We start from the raw sequence: 17,940 nt of genomic DNA, 5'->3' as shown, positions 1-17,940 counted from the left end.
TGCGGGCGCTGTTCGATGCCGGCGCCCCGCTGATCGCCACCGACCCGCATCCGGACAATGCCCGCGCGATCGCCGTCTGCGGAAAGCCTGGTTTCCGGCCATCGGGACCGCCTCGGGAAACCCGATGGGCCCCGGTCCTGCCGATGCTGGCGCGGCGCTAGCCCGGCCGCACAACGCGGCCGGGGGCCGGCTCAGCATCCCGGCGGCGGCCGACCTCGTCCTCCGGCCGCATCCGCCGCCCGGGCCGAACCCGCGATCGTTGAGGCACCGCGCGCAGGCGCGACCGGTCTTTCACATCCGCCGATCCCGCCCGACCGATCCGTCCCGAAATCGCGTCGAATCGGACGGATTGCTCGGCCCGCACCGCCGATCCGCCCGAAAACCGCCCCACCGATCCGTCCCGAACCGGCAGGAAACAGGACGGATCGCTGCCCGGGACACCGCCGCGAACCGGCCGAACCGACCCCCTTTCAAAACCCCGTGACCCGCGCGGCTTTTTTCGCCCGCTTGCCAATTCCGACCGTCTCGGGCACCAAGCGCCGACGCAGACAGGACGCCGACATGACCGCCGCTTTCGCCGGGTTCGCTTTGGGTTTCAGCCTGATCCTCGCCATCGGCGCGCAGAACGCCTTCGTGCTGCGCCAGGGGTTGCGGCGCCAGCACGTGCTGCCCGTGGTGCTGGTCTGCGCGGTCTCGGACGCGGCGCTGATCGCGGCTGGAGTCGCGGGCTTCGGCGCACTGGCCAAGGCCTTGCCGGGACTGGAGTTTTTCATGCGGCTGGCCGGCGCGGCCTTCCTGGTCTGGTATGGCGCGCGCACCTTCCTGTCGGCCTGGCGCGGCGGCCAGTCGCTCGAAGCCGGGCAGGGCACCACCAGCCTCAGGACCGCCGTGCTCACCTGCCTCGCCCTGACCTGGCTCAACCCTCATGTCTATCTCGATACCGTGGTCTTGCTGGGCGCGGTGTCGGCCCAGTACGACGACCGGCTGGCCTTCGCGCTCGGTGCCATGACGGCCTCGTTTTTCTTCTTTTTCTCATTGGGTTATGGGGCCCGCGCGCTGGCGCCCTTCTTTGCCCGTCCGCGCGCCTGGCAGGTCCTCGACATCCTCATCGGCCTGACCATGTGGGCCATCGCCGCCAAGCTCCTGCTCGGCTGATCCGCGTCCTCCGGCCAGAGGTCTTCCGGGGGGGGGGGGGAGGGTCTGGCCCCACGCTCCGCGGCGGCCGCACACCCCTTGCCGCGGCGCGCAGAACCGCTACCAAGAACGCATGACCCAAAGCCCCTCCCGCCCCGGTCTCGGCATCTTCTGGATGATCCTCACCGGCCTGTGTTTCGTCGCCGTCACCGCCCTGGTCAAGACGCTGGGCGGGCGCATCCCGGCGGCGGAATCGGCCTTTCTGCGCTACGTCATCGGCCTGGTCTTCCTGATCCCCGCCTGGTCCGCCCTGCGCGCCGCGCAGATGACCCCGCGGCTGTGGAAACTGCATGCCCTGCGCGGCGCCTTCCATACCGGCGGCGTGATGCTGTGGTTCTACGCGATGACCCGCATCCCGATCGCCGAAGTCACGGCGATGAACTATCTGAACCCGGTCTATGTCACTGTTCTGGCTGTGTTTATCCTGGGCGAAAAGCTGGCGATCCGGCGCATCCTGGCGATCTGCGCGGCGCTTTTCGGGGCGCTTCTGATCCTCCGCCCGGGCTTTCGCGAGCTTGATCCCGGCCATATCGCCATGCTGGCCACGGCGCTGTTCTTCGCCGGCTCCTACCTGATGGCCAAGATGTTTTCCGGCGAACAATCCGCCACCGTCGTGGTGGCGCTTTTGTCGATCACCGTCACCATCGGGCTGGCGCCCTTCGCCATCGCGGTCTGGGTCTGGCCAAGCTGGTCCGACCTCCTGATCCTCGCGGCGGTCGCCTTCTTCGCCACGGCCGGGCATTACACGATGACGCTGGCCTTCGCCGCCGCGCCGGTGGCGGTCACCCAGCCGGTGACCTTCCTGCAACTGGTCTGGTCGGTGGCGCTCGGAGCGCTGTTCTTCGGTGAACCCGCCGACCCCTGGGTCATCGCCGGCGGCAGCCTGATCATCGGCGCGGTGGTCTTCATCACCTGGCGCGAGGCCGTGCTGAAACGCCGCGTGACCCCGGCCGTTCCCGAGACAAAGTCCTGACCGGCCAGCGATTGTCCTGCGATCTCGAAAAATCCCCGGTTCGGACGCATTGCGGACCGATTTCTTAACAAGGCTCCTGTCCAGTGAAACCGCATTACGAGGAGCCCTGCGATGTTCGCTGATGACAAACTGACCGACGACCTGACCGAGGTCCGGGCCTTTCTGCTGGCCGAGCGCGAGAAGGTGCTGTCGGAAACCGAATGGCGTTTCCGGATGCGTGGCTACGGCTACAACCTGCGCCGCACCGATGCCGGGATCGAGGTCAGCCGCCTGCCGCGCAACGAACTCCTGGGCACGCTTTCCATCTGATCCGCCTGTCGCGCGCAGCGGTTCGGCGCAGGTGAAACGGCACGCAGGCGATTGACAGACGCCCTGCGCTCAGGTCCGATCCCGGCACGCAACGCCGGAGGGGGGCCGATGCCGCAAAACATCCTGATCGTCATGGTGGATCAGCTGAACGGGACGTTGTTTCCCGACGGCCCCGCCCCCTGGCTGCACGCGCCGCACCTGCGCGCCCTTGCCGACCGCTCGGTGCGGTTCGCCAACAGCTATACCGCCAGCCCGCTATGCGCGCCCGGTCGCGCCAGCTTCATGTCGGGCCAGTTGCCCAGCGCGACGCGCGTCTACGACAACGCCGCGGAATTCGCCTCCGACATCCCCACCTATGCCCACCACCTGCGCCGCGCGGGGTATCAGACCTGCCTGTCCGGCAAGATGCATTTCGTCGGCCCCGACCAGTTGCACGGCTTCGAGGAACGGCTGACCACCGACATCTACCCCGCCGATTTCGGCTGGACGCCGGATTACCGCAGGCCCGGCGAACGCATCGATTGGTGGTATCACAACATGGGCTCGGTCACTGGCGCCGGCGTGGCCGAGATCACCAACCAGCTGGAATACGATGACGAGGTCGCGCATTTCGCCAGGATGAAGCTGTACGACCTCGCCCGGGGCAAGGACGACCGGCCCTGGTGCCTGACCGTCAGCTTCACCCATCCGCATGACCCCTATGTCGCACGGCGGAAATACTGGGATCTCTATGCGGATTGCGATCACCTCCAGCCCGAGGTGCCCGCGATGGAATACGACGCCCACGATCCGCACGCGCGCCGCATCTTCGATGCCAACGACTGGCGCAACTTCACCATCACCGAGGACGACATCGCCCGGTCGCGTCGCGCCTATTTCGCCAATATTTCCTATCTCGACGACAAGATCGGAGAGCTGCTGACGGTGTTGGAAGAGACGCGGCAGGAGGCCATCATCGTCTTTGTCAGCGATCACGGCGACATGCTGGGCGAACGCGGTTTGTGGTTCAAGATGAACTTCTACGAAGGCGCGGCCCGGGTGCCGATGATGATCGCCGTGCCGGGGCAGGGCGGGCGCATGGTGGCCGACCCGGTTTCGACCATCGACCTGTGCCCGACGCTGTGCGCGCTGGCCGGTGTCGACATGTCCGAGGTGGCGCCCTGGACCGAAGGCGAAAACCTGGTGCCGCTGATGCAGGGCGGACGGCGCAAGACCCCGGTGGCGATGGAATATGCGGCCGAGGCGTCCTATTCGCCGCTGATCGCCTTGCGCCAGGGGCGGTGGAAATACACCAATTGCGCGCTCGACCCCGAACAGCTTTTCGATCTGGACGCCGATCCGCAGGAACTGGCCAACCGGGCGAAGGATGGTGATTGCCGGCCGGTGCTGGAGTATTTCCGCCGAACCGCCGCCGAACGCTGGGATCTCGAGGAATTCGACGCCGCTGTCCGCGAAAGCCAGGCGCGGCGGCACGTGGTCTACCAGGCTCTGCGCCAGGGCGGCTATTACCCGTGGGACCACCAGCCACTGCAACGCGCGTCCGAACGCTATATGCGAAATCACATGGATCTCAACGTGCTTGAAGACAGCCAGCGTTTCCCGCGGGGGGAATGACCCGATGGTGACGATCTGGGGCCGCGCGTCGTCGTCCAACGTGCAGGCGGTGATGTGGGGGGCCGCCGAACTGGGCCTGGTGATCGAACGCATCGACGCCGGCGGCGGCTATGGCGGGCTGGACACCCCGTCCTTTCTGGAAATGAACCCCAATGGTCTGATCCCGGTGATGCGCGACGGCGATCTGACTCTGTTCGAAAGCGCCGCTATCCTGCGTCACCTGGCCCGTGCCTATGGCGACGACGGTTTCTGGCCCGTCGATCCGGCGCGCCGCGCCAGGGTGGACCAGTGGTCGGAATGGGCCAAGCAGGAGATCGCGAACCGCTTCACCGGCCCGATCTTCTGGCGCGTCGTGCGCACCCCCGCAGCGCGGCACGACCCGGCCGCCATCCGCGCCGCGGTGGACCGGTTCGAAACCGCGCTGGCCATCGCCGAGGCCCGGCTGGCGCGCAGTCCCTGGCTGGCGGGCGACACCATGACGCCCGGTGACATCCATCTTGGTCACGTGCTGTATCGCTACTTCGATATCGCCATCGACCGGCGTGACTTTCCGGCTTTGCGGGCCTATTACGGCCGCCTGACGGAACGGCCCGCCTACGCGGCCCATGTCATGTTGAACTACGACGAATTGCGGGACACGATATGACCTACGACACCCAGCCGAACGCCAGCCATTTCGTCGACGGGGCCTATCTGGAAGATGCAGCCGGCGACCCGATCGACGTGGTCTACCCCGCCACCGGCGCCGTCATCGCCCGCATCCATGCCGCGACCCCTGCGGTGATCGCCAAGGCGGTGGAAAGCGGGCTGCGGGCCCAGGCGGAATGGGCGGCCCTGTCGGGGCGCGAACGTGGCCGGGTGCTGACCCGCGCCGCCCGGATCATGCGTGATCGCAACCGCGACCTGTCGGTCCTGGAAACCCGTGACACCGGCAAACCGCTGTCCGAAACGCTGTATGTCGATGCCACCAGCGCCGCGGACGCGTTGGAGTATTTCGGCGGCCTGGCGGGGTCGTTGACCGGCGAACACGTGCAGCTGGGACAGGACTGGGTCTATACGATCCGCGAACCGCTGGGCCTGTGCGTCGGTATCGGGGCATGGAACTACCCGACCCAGATTTCCTGCTGGAAGGGCGCGCCGGCGCTGGCCTGCGGCAACGCGATGATCTTCAAGCCGTCCGAAGAAACCCCGCTCTGCGCGCTGAAGGTGGCGGAAATCCTGGTCGAGGCGGGCGCGCCAGCGGGGCTTTACAACGTGGTGCAGGGCGCGGGCGCGGTCGGTGCAGCGCTGGTCGGCCACCCGGACGTGGCCAAGGTGTCGCTGACCGGTTCGGTGCCCACGGGCCGCAAGGTCTATGCCGCCGCCGCCGATGGCATGAAGCACGTCACGATGGAACTGGGCGGCAAGTCGCCGCTGCTGATCTTCGACGACGCCGATCCGGACGATGCGGTGGGCGGCGCGATCCTGGGCAATTTCTATTCCTCGGGGCAGGTCTGTTCCAACGGCACGCGGGTCTTTGTGCAGAGGGGCATCAAGGAGGCGTTCCTGGCGCGTCTGGCCGAGCGGCTGGCGCAGGCGAAAATCGGCGACCCGCTGGACGAGAGCGTGAATTTCGGCCCGATGGTCAGCGCGCGGCAGCGCGAGATCGTCCTGGGCTACATCGAAAAGGGCAAGGCCGAAGGCGCGCGGCTGGTCTGCGGCGGCTCGGTCATCGACGGTGACGGTTTCTACATCCAGCCCACGGTCTTCGCCGACGTCACCGACGACATGGTGATCGCGCGCGAGGAAATCTTCGGCCCCGTCATGGCGGTGCTGGATTTCGACGACGAGGCCGAGGCCATCGCGCGGGCCAACAACACGCCCTTCGGTCTCTCGGCCGGAGTTTTCACCCGTGATCTGGCGCGTGGGCACCGGGTGATCGGGCAGTTGCGGGCCGGGTCGTGCTTCATCAATTCCTACAACGACGCGCCGGTCGAGGCGCCGTTCGGCGGGGTGAAGATGTCGGGCGTGGGGCGTGAGAACTCCAAGGCGGCGATCCACCACTATTCGCAACTGAAATCCGTTTATGTCCGCATGGGTCGGGTCGAGGCGCCGTTTTGAGCGACGGACCGAAGGCCGATTACATTGTCGTGGGCGCCGGCAGCGCGGGCTGTGCGGTGGCCTACCGGCTGGCCGAAGCCGGGCATTCGGTCATCGTGGTGGAATATGGCGGGTCCGACCGGGGGCCGTTCATCAACATGCCCGGCGCGCTGTCCTACCCGATGAACATGGCGCGCTACGATTGGGGCTACCGGACCGAGCCGGAACCGCATCTGGGCGGGCGGCAACTGGCCTGCCCGCGCGGCAAGGTGATCGGCGGGTCGTCCAGCATCAACGGCATGATCTATGTCCGCGGCCATGCCCGCGACTACGATTTCTGGCGCGATCAGGGCGCGGATGGCTGGGCCTATGCCGACGTGCTGCCCTATTTCAAACGGCTTGAGGATTGGCATGCCGGCGGCCACGGCGGCGACCCGGACTGGCGCGGGCAGGGCGGGCCATTGCACGTGACCCGCGGCACCCGCGACAACCCGCTGGTGCAGGCCTTTGTCGAGGCCGGACGCCAGGCGGGCTATCCCGTCACCGGCGACTACAATGGCCACCAGCAAGAAGGCTTCGGTGCCTTCGACCGGACGATCTGGAATGGCGAACGCTGGTCCACGGCCAAGGCCTATCTGCGCCCGGCGCAGAAGCTGGGCGCACAGTTGGTGCGCGGCCTGGCGCGGCGGGTGGTTGTCGAGGACGGCCGCGCCACAGGTGTCGATCTGGGCGGGCGCGTCCTGCGTGCCACGCGCGAGGTGATCCTGAGCGCCGGTGCGATCAACTCGCCGCAACTGCTGATGCTTTCGGGGATCGGACCGGCGGCGCACCTCGCCGAACACGGCATCGCCGTCATCGCCGACCGGCGCGGCGTCGGGCAGAACCTGCAGGACCACCTGGAACTGTATATCCAGCAGGCCGCAACCCAGCCGGTCAGCCTGTTCAAGTATTGGTCGCTGCTGGGCAAGGCCTGGGTCGGGGCGCAATGGCTGCTGCGGCGCCGTGGTCCAGGCGCGTCGAACCAATTCGAAAGCTGCGGCTTCATCCGGTCCCGCGCGGGCATCGACTATCCCGACATCCAGTTCCATTTCCTGCCGCTGGCGGTGCGCTACGACGGCAAGGTCGCGGCCGAAGGGCATGGTTTCCAAGCCCATGTCGGGCCGATGCGCTCGCCGTCGCGGGGGTCGGTCACGCTGCGGTCGGAACGGGCCGAGGACGCACCGAAGATCCTGTTCAATTACATGGCCGATCCGCAGGATTGGCGGGATTTCCGCACGGCGATCCGGCTGACGCGCGAGATATTCGCGCAGGATGCCTTTGCGCCTTTCCGCGGCCACGAGATCCAGCCGGGCGAGGCGGCGCAAGACGACGACGCGCTGGATGATTTCATCCGCGAGCATGTCGAAAGCGCCTATCATCCCTGCGGTACCTGCAAGATGGGCCGGCGCGACGATCCCGACGCGGTGGTCGATCCGCAGGGTCGGGTGATCGGGGTCGACGGGTTGCGCGTCGCAGACAGCTCCGTCTTTCCCCGCATCACCAACGGCAACCTCAACGCGCCGTCGATCATGACCGGCGAAAAGATCGCCGACCATGTGCTGGGTCGCGGCCTGCCGCCCGAAAACGCCGAGCCCTGGATCCATCCGGATTGGCGGACGCTGCAACGTTAACGATTTCCTGTCTTTCCCGTTGATCGCGGGGGCTTGCGCGCCCAGATTAAGGGAATGTTAAGGATTTGTTCACTTCTCGTTCTTCTGTGCGCCGGGGTTGCGCAAGCAGAGATCGCGGGCCCGGTCCGCGTCATCGACGGCGACACGCTGGACGTGGGCGGTATCCGCATCAGGCTTTTCGGGATCGACGCGCCGGAGGCTGGTCAGCGCTGCGGTGGCCAGAACGCTCCGGTCTGGCCCTGCGGGGCCTGGGTCGTCAGCAACGTGAAAGCCCGGCTCGACGGCAAGAATGTGTCCTGCGAGGCGCTCGATCGCGACCGATATGGCCGTGTCGTGGCGCGCTGCAACCTTGACGGCGAAGATATCGCCAGACGGCTTGTGCAGGATGGTCTGGCTTTCGCCTATCGGCGCTATTCCTGGGATTACGACCTGGACGAAAAGGGCGCGGCGATCGCCGGGCGGGGCTTGCACGGCACCGGCGTGCAATCGCCCGCCGCCTTCCGGTCGGCCGCGCGGCAGGGGGCCGGAACCCCGCAACCGGACTGTGCGATCAAGGGCAATATCTCGGCCTCGGGGCGACGGGTATTCCACGTCCCCGGCCAGCGCTGGTACGACGAGACGCGGATCGATGAAAGCAAGGGTGAACGCTGGTTCTGCTCGGAAGCGGATGCGCGAAACGCGGGCTGGCGGCCGGCCAAACGATAGGCACATATTCCGCAAGTTTGATCCGGGTCAAGGAGAGCGGCGCCGGCCTCTGATCTTCTGTTCTGCGCACAACAGCCCGGAGGAGAAGCCAGATGTCCCATACCCCGCATGACCTCGCCCAAGAGTTCCCGCAATTCGTCGCCAGGATCAGCCAGTTGAAACAGACCGACGCGCATTTCGCCCGCCTCGCCGAAAGCTATGCCGAGGTCAACAGCCAGGTCCATCGCGCGGAAACCAATCTCGACCCCATGGACAACCTTGCCGAGACCGAACTGCGAAAACGCCGCGCGGCCCTCAAGGACGAGATCTGGGCGATGCTGAACGCCGGAACCTAGTTCAGCAAGGGTTCGATCCGGTCGGTCACGCTACGCGACAGCGGCTTGGCCGCCGATCCCCACGTGGCCACAACCGCGCCGTCGGGACCGATCAGCACCTTGTTGAAGTTCCAGCGGGGCGCGAATCCGGCGGTTTCCTGCACGAAGCGGTAAAAGGGATGCGCCTGCGGGCCGCTGACGGGCGTGATGTCGGTCATGGGCAGGGTCAGACCGAAATTGACCTCGCAGAACTCCTTGACCACTTCGGCGCTGTCCAGTTCCTGGCGAAAGTCGTCGGATGGCACCGCCAGCACCACCAGCCCCCGGTCGCGATAGCGGTCGTACAGCGCCTGCAATTCGGAATATTGCCGCGTGAACGCGCACTGGGACGCGGTGTTGACCACCAGCACGGGACGACCCGCCCAGTCCGACATGTCCAGCGTGCCACCGTCGATATTGTCGAACTCAAAGGCCGCGGCTGCCGAAAGGGTCGAGAATAGTGCCAGGATAGCTGCTGCAAGACGTTTCATCGCATCCTCCGATCGATGGGGTGCAAATTAGCGTTCCGTTGCCGGCGTCAAGTCTGGTGCTTGGCGTCCAGCGTCCGTTTGCGTTACCTTCGGACAATCGAAACAGGGGGCTGCCATGACAAGCGACGAAGACAAGGTGCAGGGGCGCATCCATGGCGAACAGCCAGCCGCCGAAGCCGACAACATGGGGCTGCGGCTGTTGAACATGCTGCTGATCTGGCTGATGCTCAGCCTCGCGCAGACGGTTCTGACCGCGTGCACGGTGGTGCAGTTCGTCATCATGCTGGTCAACAACCGCCAACCCAATGAAAGGCTGTCGGATTTCGGCACCGATCTGGGCATCTGGATGGCCAAGGCCGCGCGGTACCAGACCGCCGCGTCGGAGGTCAAGCCGTGGCCCTGGACCGAACTGGACTGATGCCATGGCCGGCGGCTGGACACGCGACGGAGCGGTGAACGACCAGATCGAGGCCTCCATCGCCGAGGAACTCGAACGGTTGAAGGCCCGCCGCGCGCCGCACGGCGAAAGCCTGACCCACTGCGCCGAATGCGAAGAGGAAATCCCCCGGGCCCGGCGCGATGCGCTGCCCGGTGTCAAGCTTTGTATCGACTGCGCTGCGGAACGCGACGGTGCTGTCCGGGCGCGCGGCGGCATCAACCGGCGCGGCTCGAAGGACAGCCAGTTGAAGTAAGCCCGCTGGCCACGAGCCCGACACGTTCTAGCTGTCTCGCAACGCTGAAAACAGCTGCAAACAAAGGAAGGACCACCATGTCAGATGCGCCGATCATCGCCCAGAAAGGGCCTTTTCCCGTCGATGTAACGGCGGGCAAGACCTATTTCTGGTGCGCCTGCGGCAGGTCGCAGAACCAGCCCTTCTGCGACGGCTCGCACAAGGACACGCCGTTCCAGCCGCAGAAATGGACCGCCGAAAAGGACGGAAAGGCGTTCTTCTGCGGTTGCAAGGCCAGCCAGAAACAACCGCTATGCGACGGCTCTCACAACGCCTTGTGATCGCTGCGCGGCCATCCGTGCGGCTGCGCTTCTTCTCTTTTACAAATACGCATGACCGCAGGTGACGCCGCCGCGCCGCCGGGTCAGGTTTCCATCGCCTCCAATTCCTCGATGAACCCTGCGATCATGCCCAACCCCTTGTCCCAGAAGGCCGGGTCGCTGGCGTCCAGCCCGAACGGCGCCAGCAATTCCTTGTGGTGCTTCGACCCGCCCGCCTTGAGCATGTCGAAATACCGGTCCTGGAACCCTTCCGGCGCCTCCTGGTAGGCCGCGTAAAGCGCGTTCACCAGCCCATCGCCGAACGCATAGGCGTAGACGTAAAAGGGCGAATGGACGAAGTGCGGGATATAGGCCCAGAAGGTCTCGTATCCCGGCATGAAATCAAAGGCCGGCCCCAGGCTTTCACCCTGAACGCTCATCCACAGCGCGCCGATATCCTCGGGCGTCAGTTCGCCGCCGCGGCGCGCCTCATGCAGCTTGCATTCGAAATCGTAGAAGGCGATCTGGCGTACGACGGTATTGATCATGTCCTCGACCTTGCCGGCCAGCAGCACCTTTCGTTCGGCTTCGTCCTTGGCGCGGTCGAGCATGGCGCGGAAGGTCAGCATCTCGCCGAACACGCTGGCGGTTTCGGCCAGGGTCAACGGGGTCGAGGCCAGCATCTCGCCTTGCCCTGCCGCCAGAACCTGATGGACGCCATGCCCCAGCTCGTGCGCCAAAGTCATCACGTCGCGCGGTTTCCCGAGGTAATTCAGCATGATGTAGGGATGGACCTCGGTCACGGTGGGGTGTGCAAAGGCACCCGGTGCCTTGCCGGGTTTGACCGCCGCATCGATCCAGCCGCGTTCGAAGAACGGCTGCGCGATTTCCGTCATGCGGGGATCAAAGGCGCCATAAGCCTCCATCACCGTCTTTTGTGCCTCGTCCCAGCCGATGGTGCGCGTCGCCTCCATCGGCAAGGGCGCGTTGCGGTCCCAGACCTGCATCCGGTCCAGCCCAAGCCATTTGCGTTTCAACTCGTAATAGCGGTGACTGAGCTTGGGATAGGCCGCGACGACGGCGTTGCGCAACGCCTCGACGACCTCGGGTTCGACATCGTTGGACAGGTGCCTGCCGGTCTGCGCCGTGGGCATCTTGCGCCAGCGGTCCAGGATTTCCTTTTCCTTGGCCTGGGTGTTGTGAACGCGCGCGAAGGTCTTGATGTTGCTCTGGAAAACGCGGCCCAGCTCTTCGGCGGCGGCCTGGCGTTTGGCGCGGTCCTGCTCGGTCAGCAGGTTCAGCGTGCCCTCGATGTTCAGCTCTTCGCCATCGACGGTGAAATTCAGCCCTGCGATGGTTTCGTCGAACAGGCGTTCCCATGCGTCACCGACCACGCCCAGATCGTGCAGGAACTTCTCCAGCTCGTCCGACAGCTGGTAGGGCTTCATCGCCCGGATGCGCCGCAGGGCGGGCCGGTAGCGCGCAAGCTCGGCGTTCTCGGCCATCCAGCCATCCAGCAGCGCGTCGTCCAGCCGGTTCAGTTCCAGCGTGAAGAAAACCAGCGGCGTTGTGAAATTGGTGATCTTTTCCTGTGTGTCCGACAGGAACTTGGCGCGCGCGGCATCGGTGGTGTGCTGGTAATAGCGCAGGCCCGCAAAGGACATCACCCGCCCGGCCTTGGTCTCGATCTTCTCGTGGCGGAGGATCGCGGTCAGAAATCCGGCGGCATCCAGATCCGCCATCTTGCCCTCGTAATCCGCGGCGAAAGCGCGGCACTCGGCCTCGAGCCAGTCCAGATCGGCGGTCAGGGCCGGGGCATCGGGCGCAGGGTAAAGGTCGGACAGGTTCCATTCGGGCAGTTTGCCGAGATCCTTTCCCTTGGCGCTGGCATTGGCGTCGAACAGGCGGGCGGGGGGTGTGAAAGGCGTCATCATGAAGGTGAGCTAAGGCCTCGTCGGGGGTGGGTTCAAGAGGGCAGGCGGTAGAGCCGTGTCGGATTGTCGACAAAGATGCGCTGCGCGGTGGCGTCGTCCAGCACCGATTGCAGCTTGCGCAGCTCTGCGCCGGTATCGGGCATCACCGCGTCACCCAGCATCAGATGCGGCCAGTCGCTGCCCCAGAGCAGCCGTTCGGGGTTGGCGGCGATCAGGCGGGAAAACAGCGCCTGCGGTTCGGGGTCGTAGCGGTAGGCCGCGCTCAGCTTGCACCAGGCATGGCCGTCGGCCAGCAGCCGTTCCAGCGCGCGTTGACCGTCGGTCACGCCAAGCGACCGATCCGGCCAGGCGCAATGGTCGAACACGATATCGACCGGCAGGTCAGGCACTTGCGGGGCCAACTCGGTCAGGTGCAGATGCGAATGGGCCAACATCTCGACATGCAGACCATGCGCGGCCAGCATCGGGGCCAGCCGCACCATCCCCTCCCAGCTCAGCAGGCCGCCATGCACGTAGTTCAGCCGCACCGCCTTGGCGCCCGCATCGGCAAGTGCGGCGATCTGCGCCTCGGTCGCATTGTCGCGGATCAGCACGACGGCGGGCGTGCCGGGGCCGTAGCGGCGCGCCGCCTCAAGCGTGACGGTGTTGTCGCCGCCGTAGAGGATCGAGTGTACGATCACCGCGCGGGAACAACCGATCTGCGCCTGATGCGCCCGGAACCGCGTCAGCCAGGCGTCCAGAGTGCCCGGCGCGGGGCGTTCCACGGCCTTGTCCTGCAACTGGAAATCGTCGCCCACCAGGTGCACATGGGCGTTAATCGCGCCCGGCGGCAACGGCGCCGGCGCAACGACTGTCTCGGGCGGGGGCGGGGCAAGCGGTCTATCCATATGTCGCGAGCATCTCTTTCAGATCGTCCAGGCTGTTGGCTTCCTGAACCGGTTTGTCGTGGCGCCAACGGGACATGCGGGGAAAGCGCAGCGCAACCCCGGATTTGTGCCGCGGGCTTTTCTGGATGCCTTCGAAGGCGATCTCGAACACATGCTCGGGCCGGACCTGCCGCACCGGACCGAAGCGTTGCAGCGTGTTCTTGCGCACCCAGGCCGTGATCTGGCGGAACTCGTCGTCTGTCAGGCCGGAATAGGCCTTGGTGAAGGGCACGAGATCATTGCCCGACCACACGGCAAAGGTGAAATCGGTGAACAGGTTGGCGCGGCGGCCGTGGCCCGATTGGGCATAGATCATCACCGCGTCTATGGTCAGCGGGTCGAGCTTCCATTTCCACCAATCGCCCTTCTTGCGGCCCGCGAGGTAGGGCGCGGCCCGGCGTTTCAGCATCAGCCCTTCGGCACGCGCATCGCGCGCGGTGGCCCGGATCTCTGCCAGATGGGTCCAGTCGTCGAACGCGATCCGCGGCGAGGCGCGGACGCCCGCCGCAGGTGGCAGATCGGTGGTCAATGCCTCGAGCCGGTCGCGCCGTTCCGAAAGCGGCGCAGCCCGCATATCGCGACCATCGGCTTCGAGCAGGTCGTAGGCCAGCAGGATCACGGGCGCGTCCTGCAACAGCTTTTTCGGCACGGTCTTTCGTCCGATCCGCGCCTGCAACGTGTTGAACGGCAGCGGCTGCGCGCCGTCCCAAGCCACCAATTCGCCATCCAGCACCGTGCCGTCGGGCAGGAAATCCACCGCCCGGGCCAGTTCCGGAAAGCGGTCGGTCATCAATTCTTCGCCGCGTGACCAGACATGATGGGCGCCGCCACGCAGGATCAGTTGACCGCGGATGCCGTCCCATTTCCATTCGGCCTGCCAGTCACCGGGATCGCCCAGCGTCTCGGCTGTGTCCTCGAGCTGGTAGGCCAGGTAGAACGGATAGGGCCGGCTCTGATCGGCCTGCGGGTCCTTCGCCTCGATCAGCGCGTGGTAGGTTGTCGTATCGGGTGACCACCCGCCCATCAGCTTGTGGGCCAGCGCGGCTTCGTCCTGTCCGGTCGCCTGGGCCAGTGCGCGGGTCATCAACTTGCGGCTGACGCCGATGCGAAAGCCGCCGGTGATGAGCTTGTTGAACAGGAACCGTTCGGCGGTGTCGAGCTGGTCCCAGGCCTGAAGGATACGGGCGCGGCGCTCGTCGATATCCACATCACGAAGGGCGCGCAAGCTATTGATCCAGAACGTCAGATCGCAGTCCAGCGGTGCACTTGCCGGGGGCAGGATAAGCGCCAGCGTCTCGGCCAGGTCGCCGACGATTGGATAGCATTCCTCGAGCAGCCAGAGCGGGATGCCTGCGCGGTCGGCCGCCCATTCCCGCAATTGCGTCGTCGTGACCGCCCGTTTCGGGCGCCGGCCCGAGAACAGCGCGATCGTCCAGAGCTTGTCTTCGTCCGGAGCCGTTCTGAAGTAATCCGCCAAGGCCTTTGTTTTCACGCTGATTTTCGTGGTCTGATCGATAACGGTGAAGAGCGCGGCAAAGGCCTTCATGCGGCGCTCTCCGTTTCATCGTCTTCACCGCCGAATTCGGTAGGAACGACCTGGGCAGACCAACCGGATTCGTTGAGGTGACGTGCAAAGATATCCGTGTAACCATGCGTGACATATATATTTTCCGCACCCGTATCACGGATCGCCCCCAGCAGGCCGTTCCAGTCAGCGTGATCGGAGATGACAAAGCCACGATCCGTGGCGCGACGCCGCCGCACCCCGCGCAACTGCATCCACCCCGAGGCGAATCCGGTCGACGCGTCACCAAAGCGCCGTGCCCATGCCGATCCAAGCGCCGCGGGCGGTGCGACGATCAGGGCACCGGGGTGATCCTTGGCTTTCGTCTCGGGCGTCACGGCGACGGTATCGGGCAAGGCATATCCCTGGCGCCGCAGGATGGCATTCGTCGCCTCGACGGCGCCGTGGGTCAGGATCGGCCCGATCGAGGCATCGACCAAGGACAGGAGTCGTTGCGCCTTGCCCAGTGAATAGGCCCCCAGAATGCTGGCCTTGCCCGCCGCAGCGTTTGCGGACCACCAGGCATTCATCTCGGCGGCGATCTCGCCGGCCGGGCGCCAGGAAAACACCGGCAGGCCAAAGGTGCATTCGGTGATGAAACTGTGGCAGCGAACCGGCTCGAACGGCTCGCTCAGCCCGTCGGCATCGGTCTTGTAGTCACCCGACACCACCCAGACCTCGCCGCCGGCTTCGACCCGGATCTGCGCCGAGCCGGGGATGTGGCCGGCAGGGTGGAACGACACGTTCGCCGCACCGATCCGCCGCATCTCTCCAAAGCGGATCGTATCGAGATTGATGTCGCCCAGCCGGTGCCGGATCACCGGAGCGGCGGCTTGGGTCGCCAGATAGGCGCGGTGCCCGGGGCGGGCGTGGTCGGCATGGCCATGGGTGATCAGCGCGCGGTCGACCGGGCGCCAGGGGTCGATGTGGAAATCCCCGGCCGGGCAATAGATCCCGCGATCGGTGAAGGTCAGAACGGCCATGGTGCCCACTATAGTGGACGGGACGCGGGCGGCCAGTGACGGCATCTGCGTATTTGACAAAGAGAAGAACGGGGGCTTGCCGTCGGTTCCGCGCGCGGTCAGGGTGCGGGGCGGGAGGTCCGCACGATGCGCACGAAGAATTTCCGACAAACGATGCTGAGCGGCGCGCCGCTGGCCGGAACGTTTCTCAAGACCCCGGCGCACCAATTGGTCGAGGTGCTGGAGCAGGCCGGGCTCGATTTCCTGTGCCTTGATGCCGAACACGCGCCTTTTGGCCGTGCCGGGCTGGATGTCTGCATCGCGATGGGCCGCGCGCTTGACCTGCCGATGCTGGTGCGGGTAGCGGACGGATCGCCGCGGGAAATCCTGCAGGCGCTGGATTACGGCGCGGCGGGGGTCGTGGTTCCGCATGTCGACAGTGTCGAAAAGGCCGCCGAGGTGGCGCGCGCGGCGCGGTTCGGCCTGGGCGGGCGGGGTTATGCGGGGTCGACCCGTTGGGCCGGCTACGCCACGCGCCCGATGCCGGAATTGCTTCAAAGGTCACGCGACGAAATCGTGGTGATCGCCCAGATCGAGGAACCGGCGGGCGTGGAGGCTGTCGAAGCCATCGCCGCGACCGATGGAATCGACGGGCTTTTCCTTGGGCCTGCCGACCTGTCGGTCGGCTATGGATACGACCACCAGAACAGCGATGAACTCAAGGCGGCCTTGACCCGGGTCGGGCGGGCGGCGCGCGATGCGGGCTGTGCCTACATGAGCTTTGTGCCGACCGGTGAGGACGCCCAGGCCTGGGCGCGGGATTACGGTATGACGATGTTCTTCATCGCCTCGGAACATGGCTGGATGCGCAAGGCCGCGGCCGCCGACGTTGCGGCCGTCAAGGCGATCAAGGGATCAGGCGGATAACGACTGCGGCTGGGTCGGCACGCTTTCGAACAGCGCGGCGATGCCGTCGATCACCGGCTGGCGCAATTCCGGGCGTTCCATCAGCAGTTCGTGTTCGCCGCCTTCCACGACCTGGAGCCGGCCGTTCGGCCAGCGCTCCATCCGAGACAGGATGCGGGGCACGTCGACGATGCGTTCGTTGCTGCCCACGGCGGCAAAGCAAGGCAGGCCGGGTGAGGGGCGCCGATGCAGCGCCCGGCATTCGGCCAGCGCCTCGTGCAGCCAGGTCAGCGACGGGCCGCCCAGTTGCAGCTCCGGGATCGCGAGGGTCTGGCGGCGCATGTAATCCCATGTGTCCGGATCGGTCGTGAGGGTGTTGTCCTCGAACGGTGCGGTGGTCACGTAGCTTTCGATGCCCGTGCCCGGAGCGAGCAGGTGTCCCACGCCCATCCGCTTGCCGCCCCAGCTGAGCGCCCAGGCGGCTGGCCGCACGGGCGGGGTCATCCGGATCCCCCACATCGGTCCGGTGAATGCGCAGGCCTGAACGGCCAGCCCGTCCATGACGGACCGTAGGCCGATACAGCCGCCCATCGAATGGCCCAGCAGGAAATGCGGGCCGGGCAGGTCGAGCGCGACAGCGGCGGCTACCATGGCCGCGACGTCCTTTTGGTAATCCTCGAAGACATGAACATGACCGGTGCGCGGATCGTCCAGCATCCGGTCGGCCAGCCCCTGGCCGCGCCAGTCGATCGTCAACGTGTGGTAGCCCGCCTTGGCAAGGTCGACCGCGACACGGCCGTATTTTTCGACGTATTCCGTGCGGCCGGGAAACAGCAGAACCGTTCCCCGGGCATCCCCTGGCCCCGGATAGTGCGCCAGCCGCAGGCGCAGACCGTCCGAAGCCCGCGCCCACCAGGCGCGCGCACCCGCGGGACCTTCGGCCAGATCGGCATGGAAGGGGGCGGGTGCGAGTTCCATCAGGCCAGCACCGAGGCCAGGCGCATCGCCGCGCCCATGTCGCCGTCGATCTTGAGCTTGCCGGACATGAACGCGGCAGTCGGGTTCAAGCCGCCTTCGAAGATTTCCTGGAACGTCTCGACATCGGCGGTCAGGGTCACGTCGGCATCGCCGTCGCCTTCGCGGGCGCCGTTGCTGTCGACGATCATGCTGCCTTCGTCTCCCATGACGAATTTCGCGGTGCCGTCGAAGCCTTCACCGCCCATCTTTTCATTCAGGGCCGCCACGGCCGCTGTCAGGGTGTCGCTCATG

General features: G+C 66.0%; 20 protein-coding genes. 13 read left to right on the top strand and 7 right to left on the bottom strand.

Annotated features, from left to right (window positions below; translation table 11 throughout):
- Positions 1–561 precede the first annotated feature (561 nt).
- The 9 genes from KUH32_RS00415 to KUH32_RS00375 all read left to right on the top strand — a co-directional run bounded on the left by KUH32_RS00415 (position 562) and on the right by KUH32_RS00375 (position 8,879).
- On the top strand, positions 562–1,155 hold the full coding sequence (locus KUH32_RS00415) for a LysE/ArgO family amino acid transporter (protein WP_217776102.1): 594 nt from the start codon (positions 562–564) through the stop codon (positions 1,153–1,155).
- A gap of 112 nt (positions 1,156–1,267) precedes the next feature.
- Entirely contained in the window at positions 1,268–2,167 is a 900-nt protein-coding gene (locus KUH32_RS00410) for a DMT family transporter (protein WP_254898949.1), read from the top strand.
- A gap of 111 nt (positions 2,168–2,278) precedes the next feature.
- Positions 2,279–2,476: a hypothetical protein gene (locus tag KUH32_RS00405; RefSeq protein WP_217776101.1), complete on the top strand. Its 198-nt coding sequence runs from the start codon at positions 2,279–2,281 to the stop codon at positions 2,474–2,476.
- Between the two features lie 108 nt (positions 2,477–2,584).
- Positions 2,585–4,090: a choline-sulfatase gene (gene betC / locus KUH32_RS00400; protein ID WP_217776100.1), complete on the top strand. Its 1,506-nt coding sequence runs from the start codon at positions 2,585–2,587 to the stop codon at positions 4,088–4,090.
- A 4-nt stretch (positions 4,091–4,094) separates the two neighbouring features.
- Positions 4,095–4,736: a glutathione S-transferase family protein gene (locus tag KUH32_RS00395; RefSeq protein WP_217776099.1), complete on the top strand. Its 642-nt coding sequence runs from the start codon at positions 4,095–4,097 to the stop codon at positions 4,734–4,736.
- Entirely contained in the window at positions 4,733–6,190 is a 1,458-nt protein-coding gene (betB, locus tag KUH32_RS00390; RefSeq protein WP_217776098.1) for a betaine-aldehyde dehydrogenase, read from the top strand. The genes KUH32_RS00395 and betB overlap by 4 nt, the downstream gene beginning before the upstream one ends.
- Positions 6,187–7,839 (top strand): choline dehydrogenase, encoded by a 1,653-nt coding sequence (gene betA / locus KUH32_RS00385; protein WP_217776097.1) that lies wholly within the window; start codon positions 6,187–6,189, stop codon positions 7,837–7,839. Before betB ends, betA begins: the two co-directional genes overlap by 4 nt.
- Before the next feature lie 54 nt (positions 7,840–7,893).
- Positions 7,894–8,544: a thermonuclease family protein gene (locus KUH32_RS00380; RefSeq protein ID WP_217776096.1), complete on the top strand. Its 651-nt coding sequence runs from the start codon at positions 7,894–7,896 to the stop codon at positions 8,542–8,544.
- A gap of 92 nt (positions 8,545–8,636) precedes the next feature.
- Positions 8,637–8,879, top strand: coding sequence for an HP1242/YdcH family protein (locus KUH32_RS00375; RefSeq protein ID WP_217776095.1), 243 nt, complete (start codon positions 8,637–8,639; stop codon positions 8,877–8,879).
- Here the strand turns inward: KUH32_RS00375 and KUH32_RS00370 are convergent.
- Positions 8,876–9,388, bottom strand: a complete 513-nt coding sequence (locus KUH32_RS00370) for a glutathione peroxidase (RefSeq protein WP_217776094.1) — start codon at positions 9,386–9,388, stop codon at positions 8,876–8,878. The two genes, KUH32_RS00375 and KUH32_RS00370, sit on opposite strands and share 4 nt — an antisense overlap.
- Positions 9,389–9,503: 115 nt before the next feature.
- On the opposite strand from KUH32_RS00370, the gene KUH32_RS00365 reads away from it, so the two are divergent.
- The 3 genes from KUH32_RS00365 (at position 9,504) to KUH32_RS00355 (ending at position 10,400) form a co-directional block, all read left to right on the top strand.
- Positions 9,504–9,806 carry a DUF4389 domain-containing protein gene (locus KUH32_RS00365; protein WP_217776093.1) on the top strand — a complete coding sequence of 101 codons (303 nt, stop codon included), beginning with the start codon at positions 9,504–9,506 and terminating at the stop codon, positions 9,804–9,806.
- A gap of 4 nt (positions 9,807–9,810) precedes the next feature.
- The gene (locus KUH32_RS00360; protein ID WP_217776092.1) at positions 9,811–10,080 is read left to right on the top strand and encodes a DksA/TraR family C4-type zinc finger protein; all 270 of its coding nucleotides are present in this window, start codon (positions 9,811–9,813) and stop codon (positions 10,078–10,080) included.
- A gap of 77 nt (positions 10,081–10,157) precedes the next feature.
- Entirely contained in the window at positions 10,158–10,400 is a 243-nt protein-coding gene (locus KUH32_RS00355; protein WP_217776091.1) for a CDGSH iron-sulfur domain-containing protein, read from the top strand.
- 83 nt (positions 10,401–10,483) lie between these two features.
- On the opposite strand, the gene KUH32_RS00350 is transcribed toward KUH32_RS00355, so the two are convergent.
- The 4 genes from KUH32_RS00350 to KUH32_RS00335 are packed head-to-tail and all read right to left on the bottom strand — an operon-like array spanning position 10,484 to position 15,786.
- Positions 10,484–12,313, bottom strand: a complete 1,830-nt coding sequence (locus KUH32_RS00350) for a M3 family oligoendopeptidase (RefSeq protein ID WP_431358170.1) — start codon at positions 12,311–12,313, stop codon at positions 10,484–10,486.
- Between the two features lie 32 nt (positions 12,314–12,345).
- Positions 12,346–13,200, bottom strand: a complete 855-nt coding sequence (locus tag KUH32_RS00345; protein ID WP_217776090.1) for an amidohydrolase family protein — start codon at positions 13,198–13,200, stop codon at positions 12,346–12,348.
- Positions 13,193–14,785, bottom strand: a complete 1,593-nt coding sequence (locus KUH32_RS00340; RefSeq protein WP_217776089.1) for an ATP-dependent DNA ligase — start codon at positions 14,783–14,785, stop codon at positions 13,193–13,195. Before KUH32_RS00340 ends, KUH32_RS00345 begins: the two co-directional genes overlap by 8 nt.
- Positions 14,782–15,786 (bottom strand): ligase-associated DNA damage response exonuclease, encoded by a 1,005-nt coding sequence (locus KUH32_RS00335; protein WP_217776088.1) that lies wholly within the window; start codon positions 15,784–15,786, stop codon positions 14,782–14,784. Before KUH32_RS00335 ends, KUH32_RS00340 begins: the two co-directional genes overlap by 4 nt.
- 126 nt (positions 15,787–15,912) lie before the next feature.
- Here KUH32_RS00335 and KUH32_RS00330 point away from each other — a divergent pair, with 126 nt between their 5' ends.
- Positions 15,913–16,692 carry an HpcH/HpaI aldolase family protein gene (locus KUH32_RS00330; RefSeq protein WP_217776087.1) on the top strand — a complete coding sequence of 260 codons (780 nt, stop codon included), beginning with the start codon at positions 15,913–15,915 and terminating at the stop codon, positions 16,690–16,692.
- Here the strand turns inward: KUH32_RS00330 and KUH32_RS00325 are convergent.
- Together KUH32_RS00325 and KUH32_RS00320 are read right to left on the bottom strand one after the other, a co-directional pair.
- Positions 16,681–17,649 carry an alpha/beta fold hydrolase gene (locus tag KUH32_RS00325; protein ID WP_217776086.1) on the bottom strand — a complete coding sequence of 323 codons (969 nt, stop codon included), beginning with the start codon at positions 17,647–17,649 and terminating at the stop codon, positions 16,681–16,683. The genes KUH32_RS00330 and KUH32_RS00325 overlap by 12 nt on opposite strands.
- Positions 17,649–17,939 carry an SCP2 sterol-binding domain-containing protein gene (locus KUH32_RS00320; protein ID WP_217776085.1) on the bottom strand — a complete coding sequence of 97 codons (291 nt, stop codon included), beginning with the start codon at positions 17,937–17,939 and terminating at the stop codon, positions 17,649–17,651. Before KUH32_RS00320 ends, KUH32_RS00325 begins: the two co-directional genes overlap by 1 nt.
- Position 17,940 lies beyond the last annotated feature (1 nt).

The sequence above is a fragment of the Thalassococcus arenae genome (assembly GCF_019104745.1).
Classification (GTDB): domain Bacteria; phylum Pseudomonadota; class Alphaproteobacteria; order Rhodobacterales; family Rhodobacteraceae; genus Thalassococcus_B; species Thalassococcus_B arenae.
The sequence above is the reverse complement of the archived record's forward strand: the minus strand, read 5'-3'. Positions and strand labels throughout refer to the sequence as shown.

Excerpts from the sequence above, each read along its gene's own strand:
- betB (WP_217776098.1), top strand. The coding sequence starts at position 4,733 with ATGACCTACGACACCCAGCCGAACGCCAGCCATTTCGTCGACGGGGCC.
- KUH32_RS00395 (WP_217776099.1), top strand. The coding sequence starts at position 4,095 with ATGGTGACGATCTGGGGCCGCGCGTCGTCGTCCAACGTGCAGGCGGTG.
- betC (WP_217776100.1), top strand. The coding sequence starts at position 2,585 with ATGCCGCAAAACATCCTGATCGTCATGGTGGATCAGCTGAACGGGACG.
- KUH32_RS00355 (WP_217776091.1), top strand. The coding sequence starts at position 10,158 with ATGTCAGATGCGCCGATCATCGCCCAGAAAGGGCCTTTTCCCGTCGAT.
- KUH32_RS00405 (WP_217776101.1), top strand. The coding sequence starts at position 2,279 with ATGTTCGCTGATGACAAACTGACCGACGACCTGACCGAGGTCCGGGCC.
- KUH32_RS00380 (WP_217776096.1), top strand. The coding sequence starts at position 7,894 with ATGTTAAGGATTTGTTCACTTCTCGTTCTTCTGTGCGCCGGGGTTGCG.
- KUH32_RS00365 (WP_217776093.1), top strand. The coding sequence starts at position 9,504 with ATGACAAGCGACGAAGACAAGGTGCAGGGGCGCATCCATGGCGAACAG.
- KUH32_RS00330 (WP_217776087.1), top strand. The coding sequence starts at position 15,913 with ATGCGCACGAAGAATTTCCGACAAACGATGCTGAGCGGCGCGCCGCTG.
- KUH32_RS00325 (WP_217776086.1), bottom strand. The coding sequence starts at position 17,649 with ATGGAACTCGCACCCGCCCCCTTCCATGCCGATCTGGCCGAAGGTCCC.
- KUH32_RS00360 (WP_217776092.1), top strand. The coding sequence starts at position 9,811 with ATGGCCGGCGGCTGGACACGCGACGGAGCGGTGAACGACCAGATCGAG.
- KUH32_RS00320 (WP_217776085.1), bottom strand. The coding sequence starts at position 17,939 with ATGAGCGACACCCTGACAGCGGCCGTGGCGGCCCTGAATGAAAAGATG.
- KUH32_RS00345 (WP_217776090.1), bottom strand. The coding sequence starts at position 13,200 with ATGGATAGACCGCTTGCCCCGCCCCCGCCCGAGACAGTCGTTGCGCCG.
- KUH32_RS00335 (WP_217776088.1), bottom strand. The coding sequence starts at position 15,786 with ATGGCCGTTCTGACCTTCACCGATCGCGGGATCTATTGCCCGGCCGGG.
- KUH32_RS00370 (WP_217776094.1), bottom strand. The coding sequence starts at position 9,388 with ATGAAACGTCTTGCAGCAGCTATCCTGGCACTATTCTCGACCCTTTCG.
- KUH32_RS00415 (WP_217776102.1), top strand. The coding sequence starts at position 562 with ATGACCGCCGCTTTCGCCGGGTTCGCTTTGGGTTTCAGCCTGATCCTC.
- KUH32_RS00410 (WP_254898949.1), top strand. The coding sequence starts at position 1,268 with ATGACCCAAAGCCCCTCCCGCCCCGGTCTCGGCATCTTCTGGATGATC.
- KUH32_RS00375 (WP_217776095.1), top strand. The coding sequence starts at position 8,637 with ATGTCCCATACCCCGCATGACCTCGCCCAAGAGTTCCCGCAATTCGTC.
- KUH32_RS00350 (WP_431358170.1), bottom strand. The coding sequence starts at position 12,313 with ATGATGACGCCTTTCACACCCCCCGCCCGCCTGTTCGACGCCAATGCC.
- KUH32_RS00340 (WP_217776089.1), bottom strand. The coding sequence starts at position 14,785 with ATGAAGGCCTTTGCCGCGCTCTTCACCGTTATCGATCAGACCACGAAA.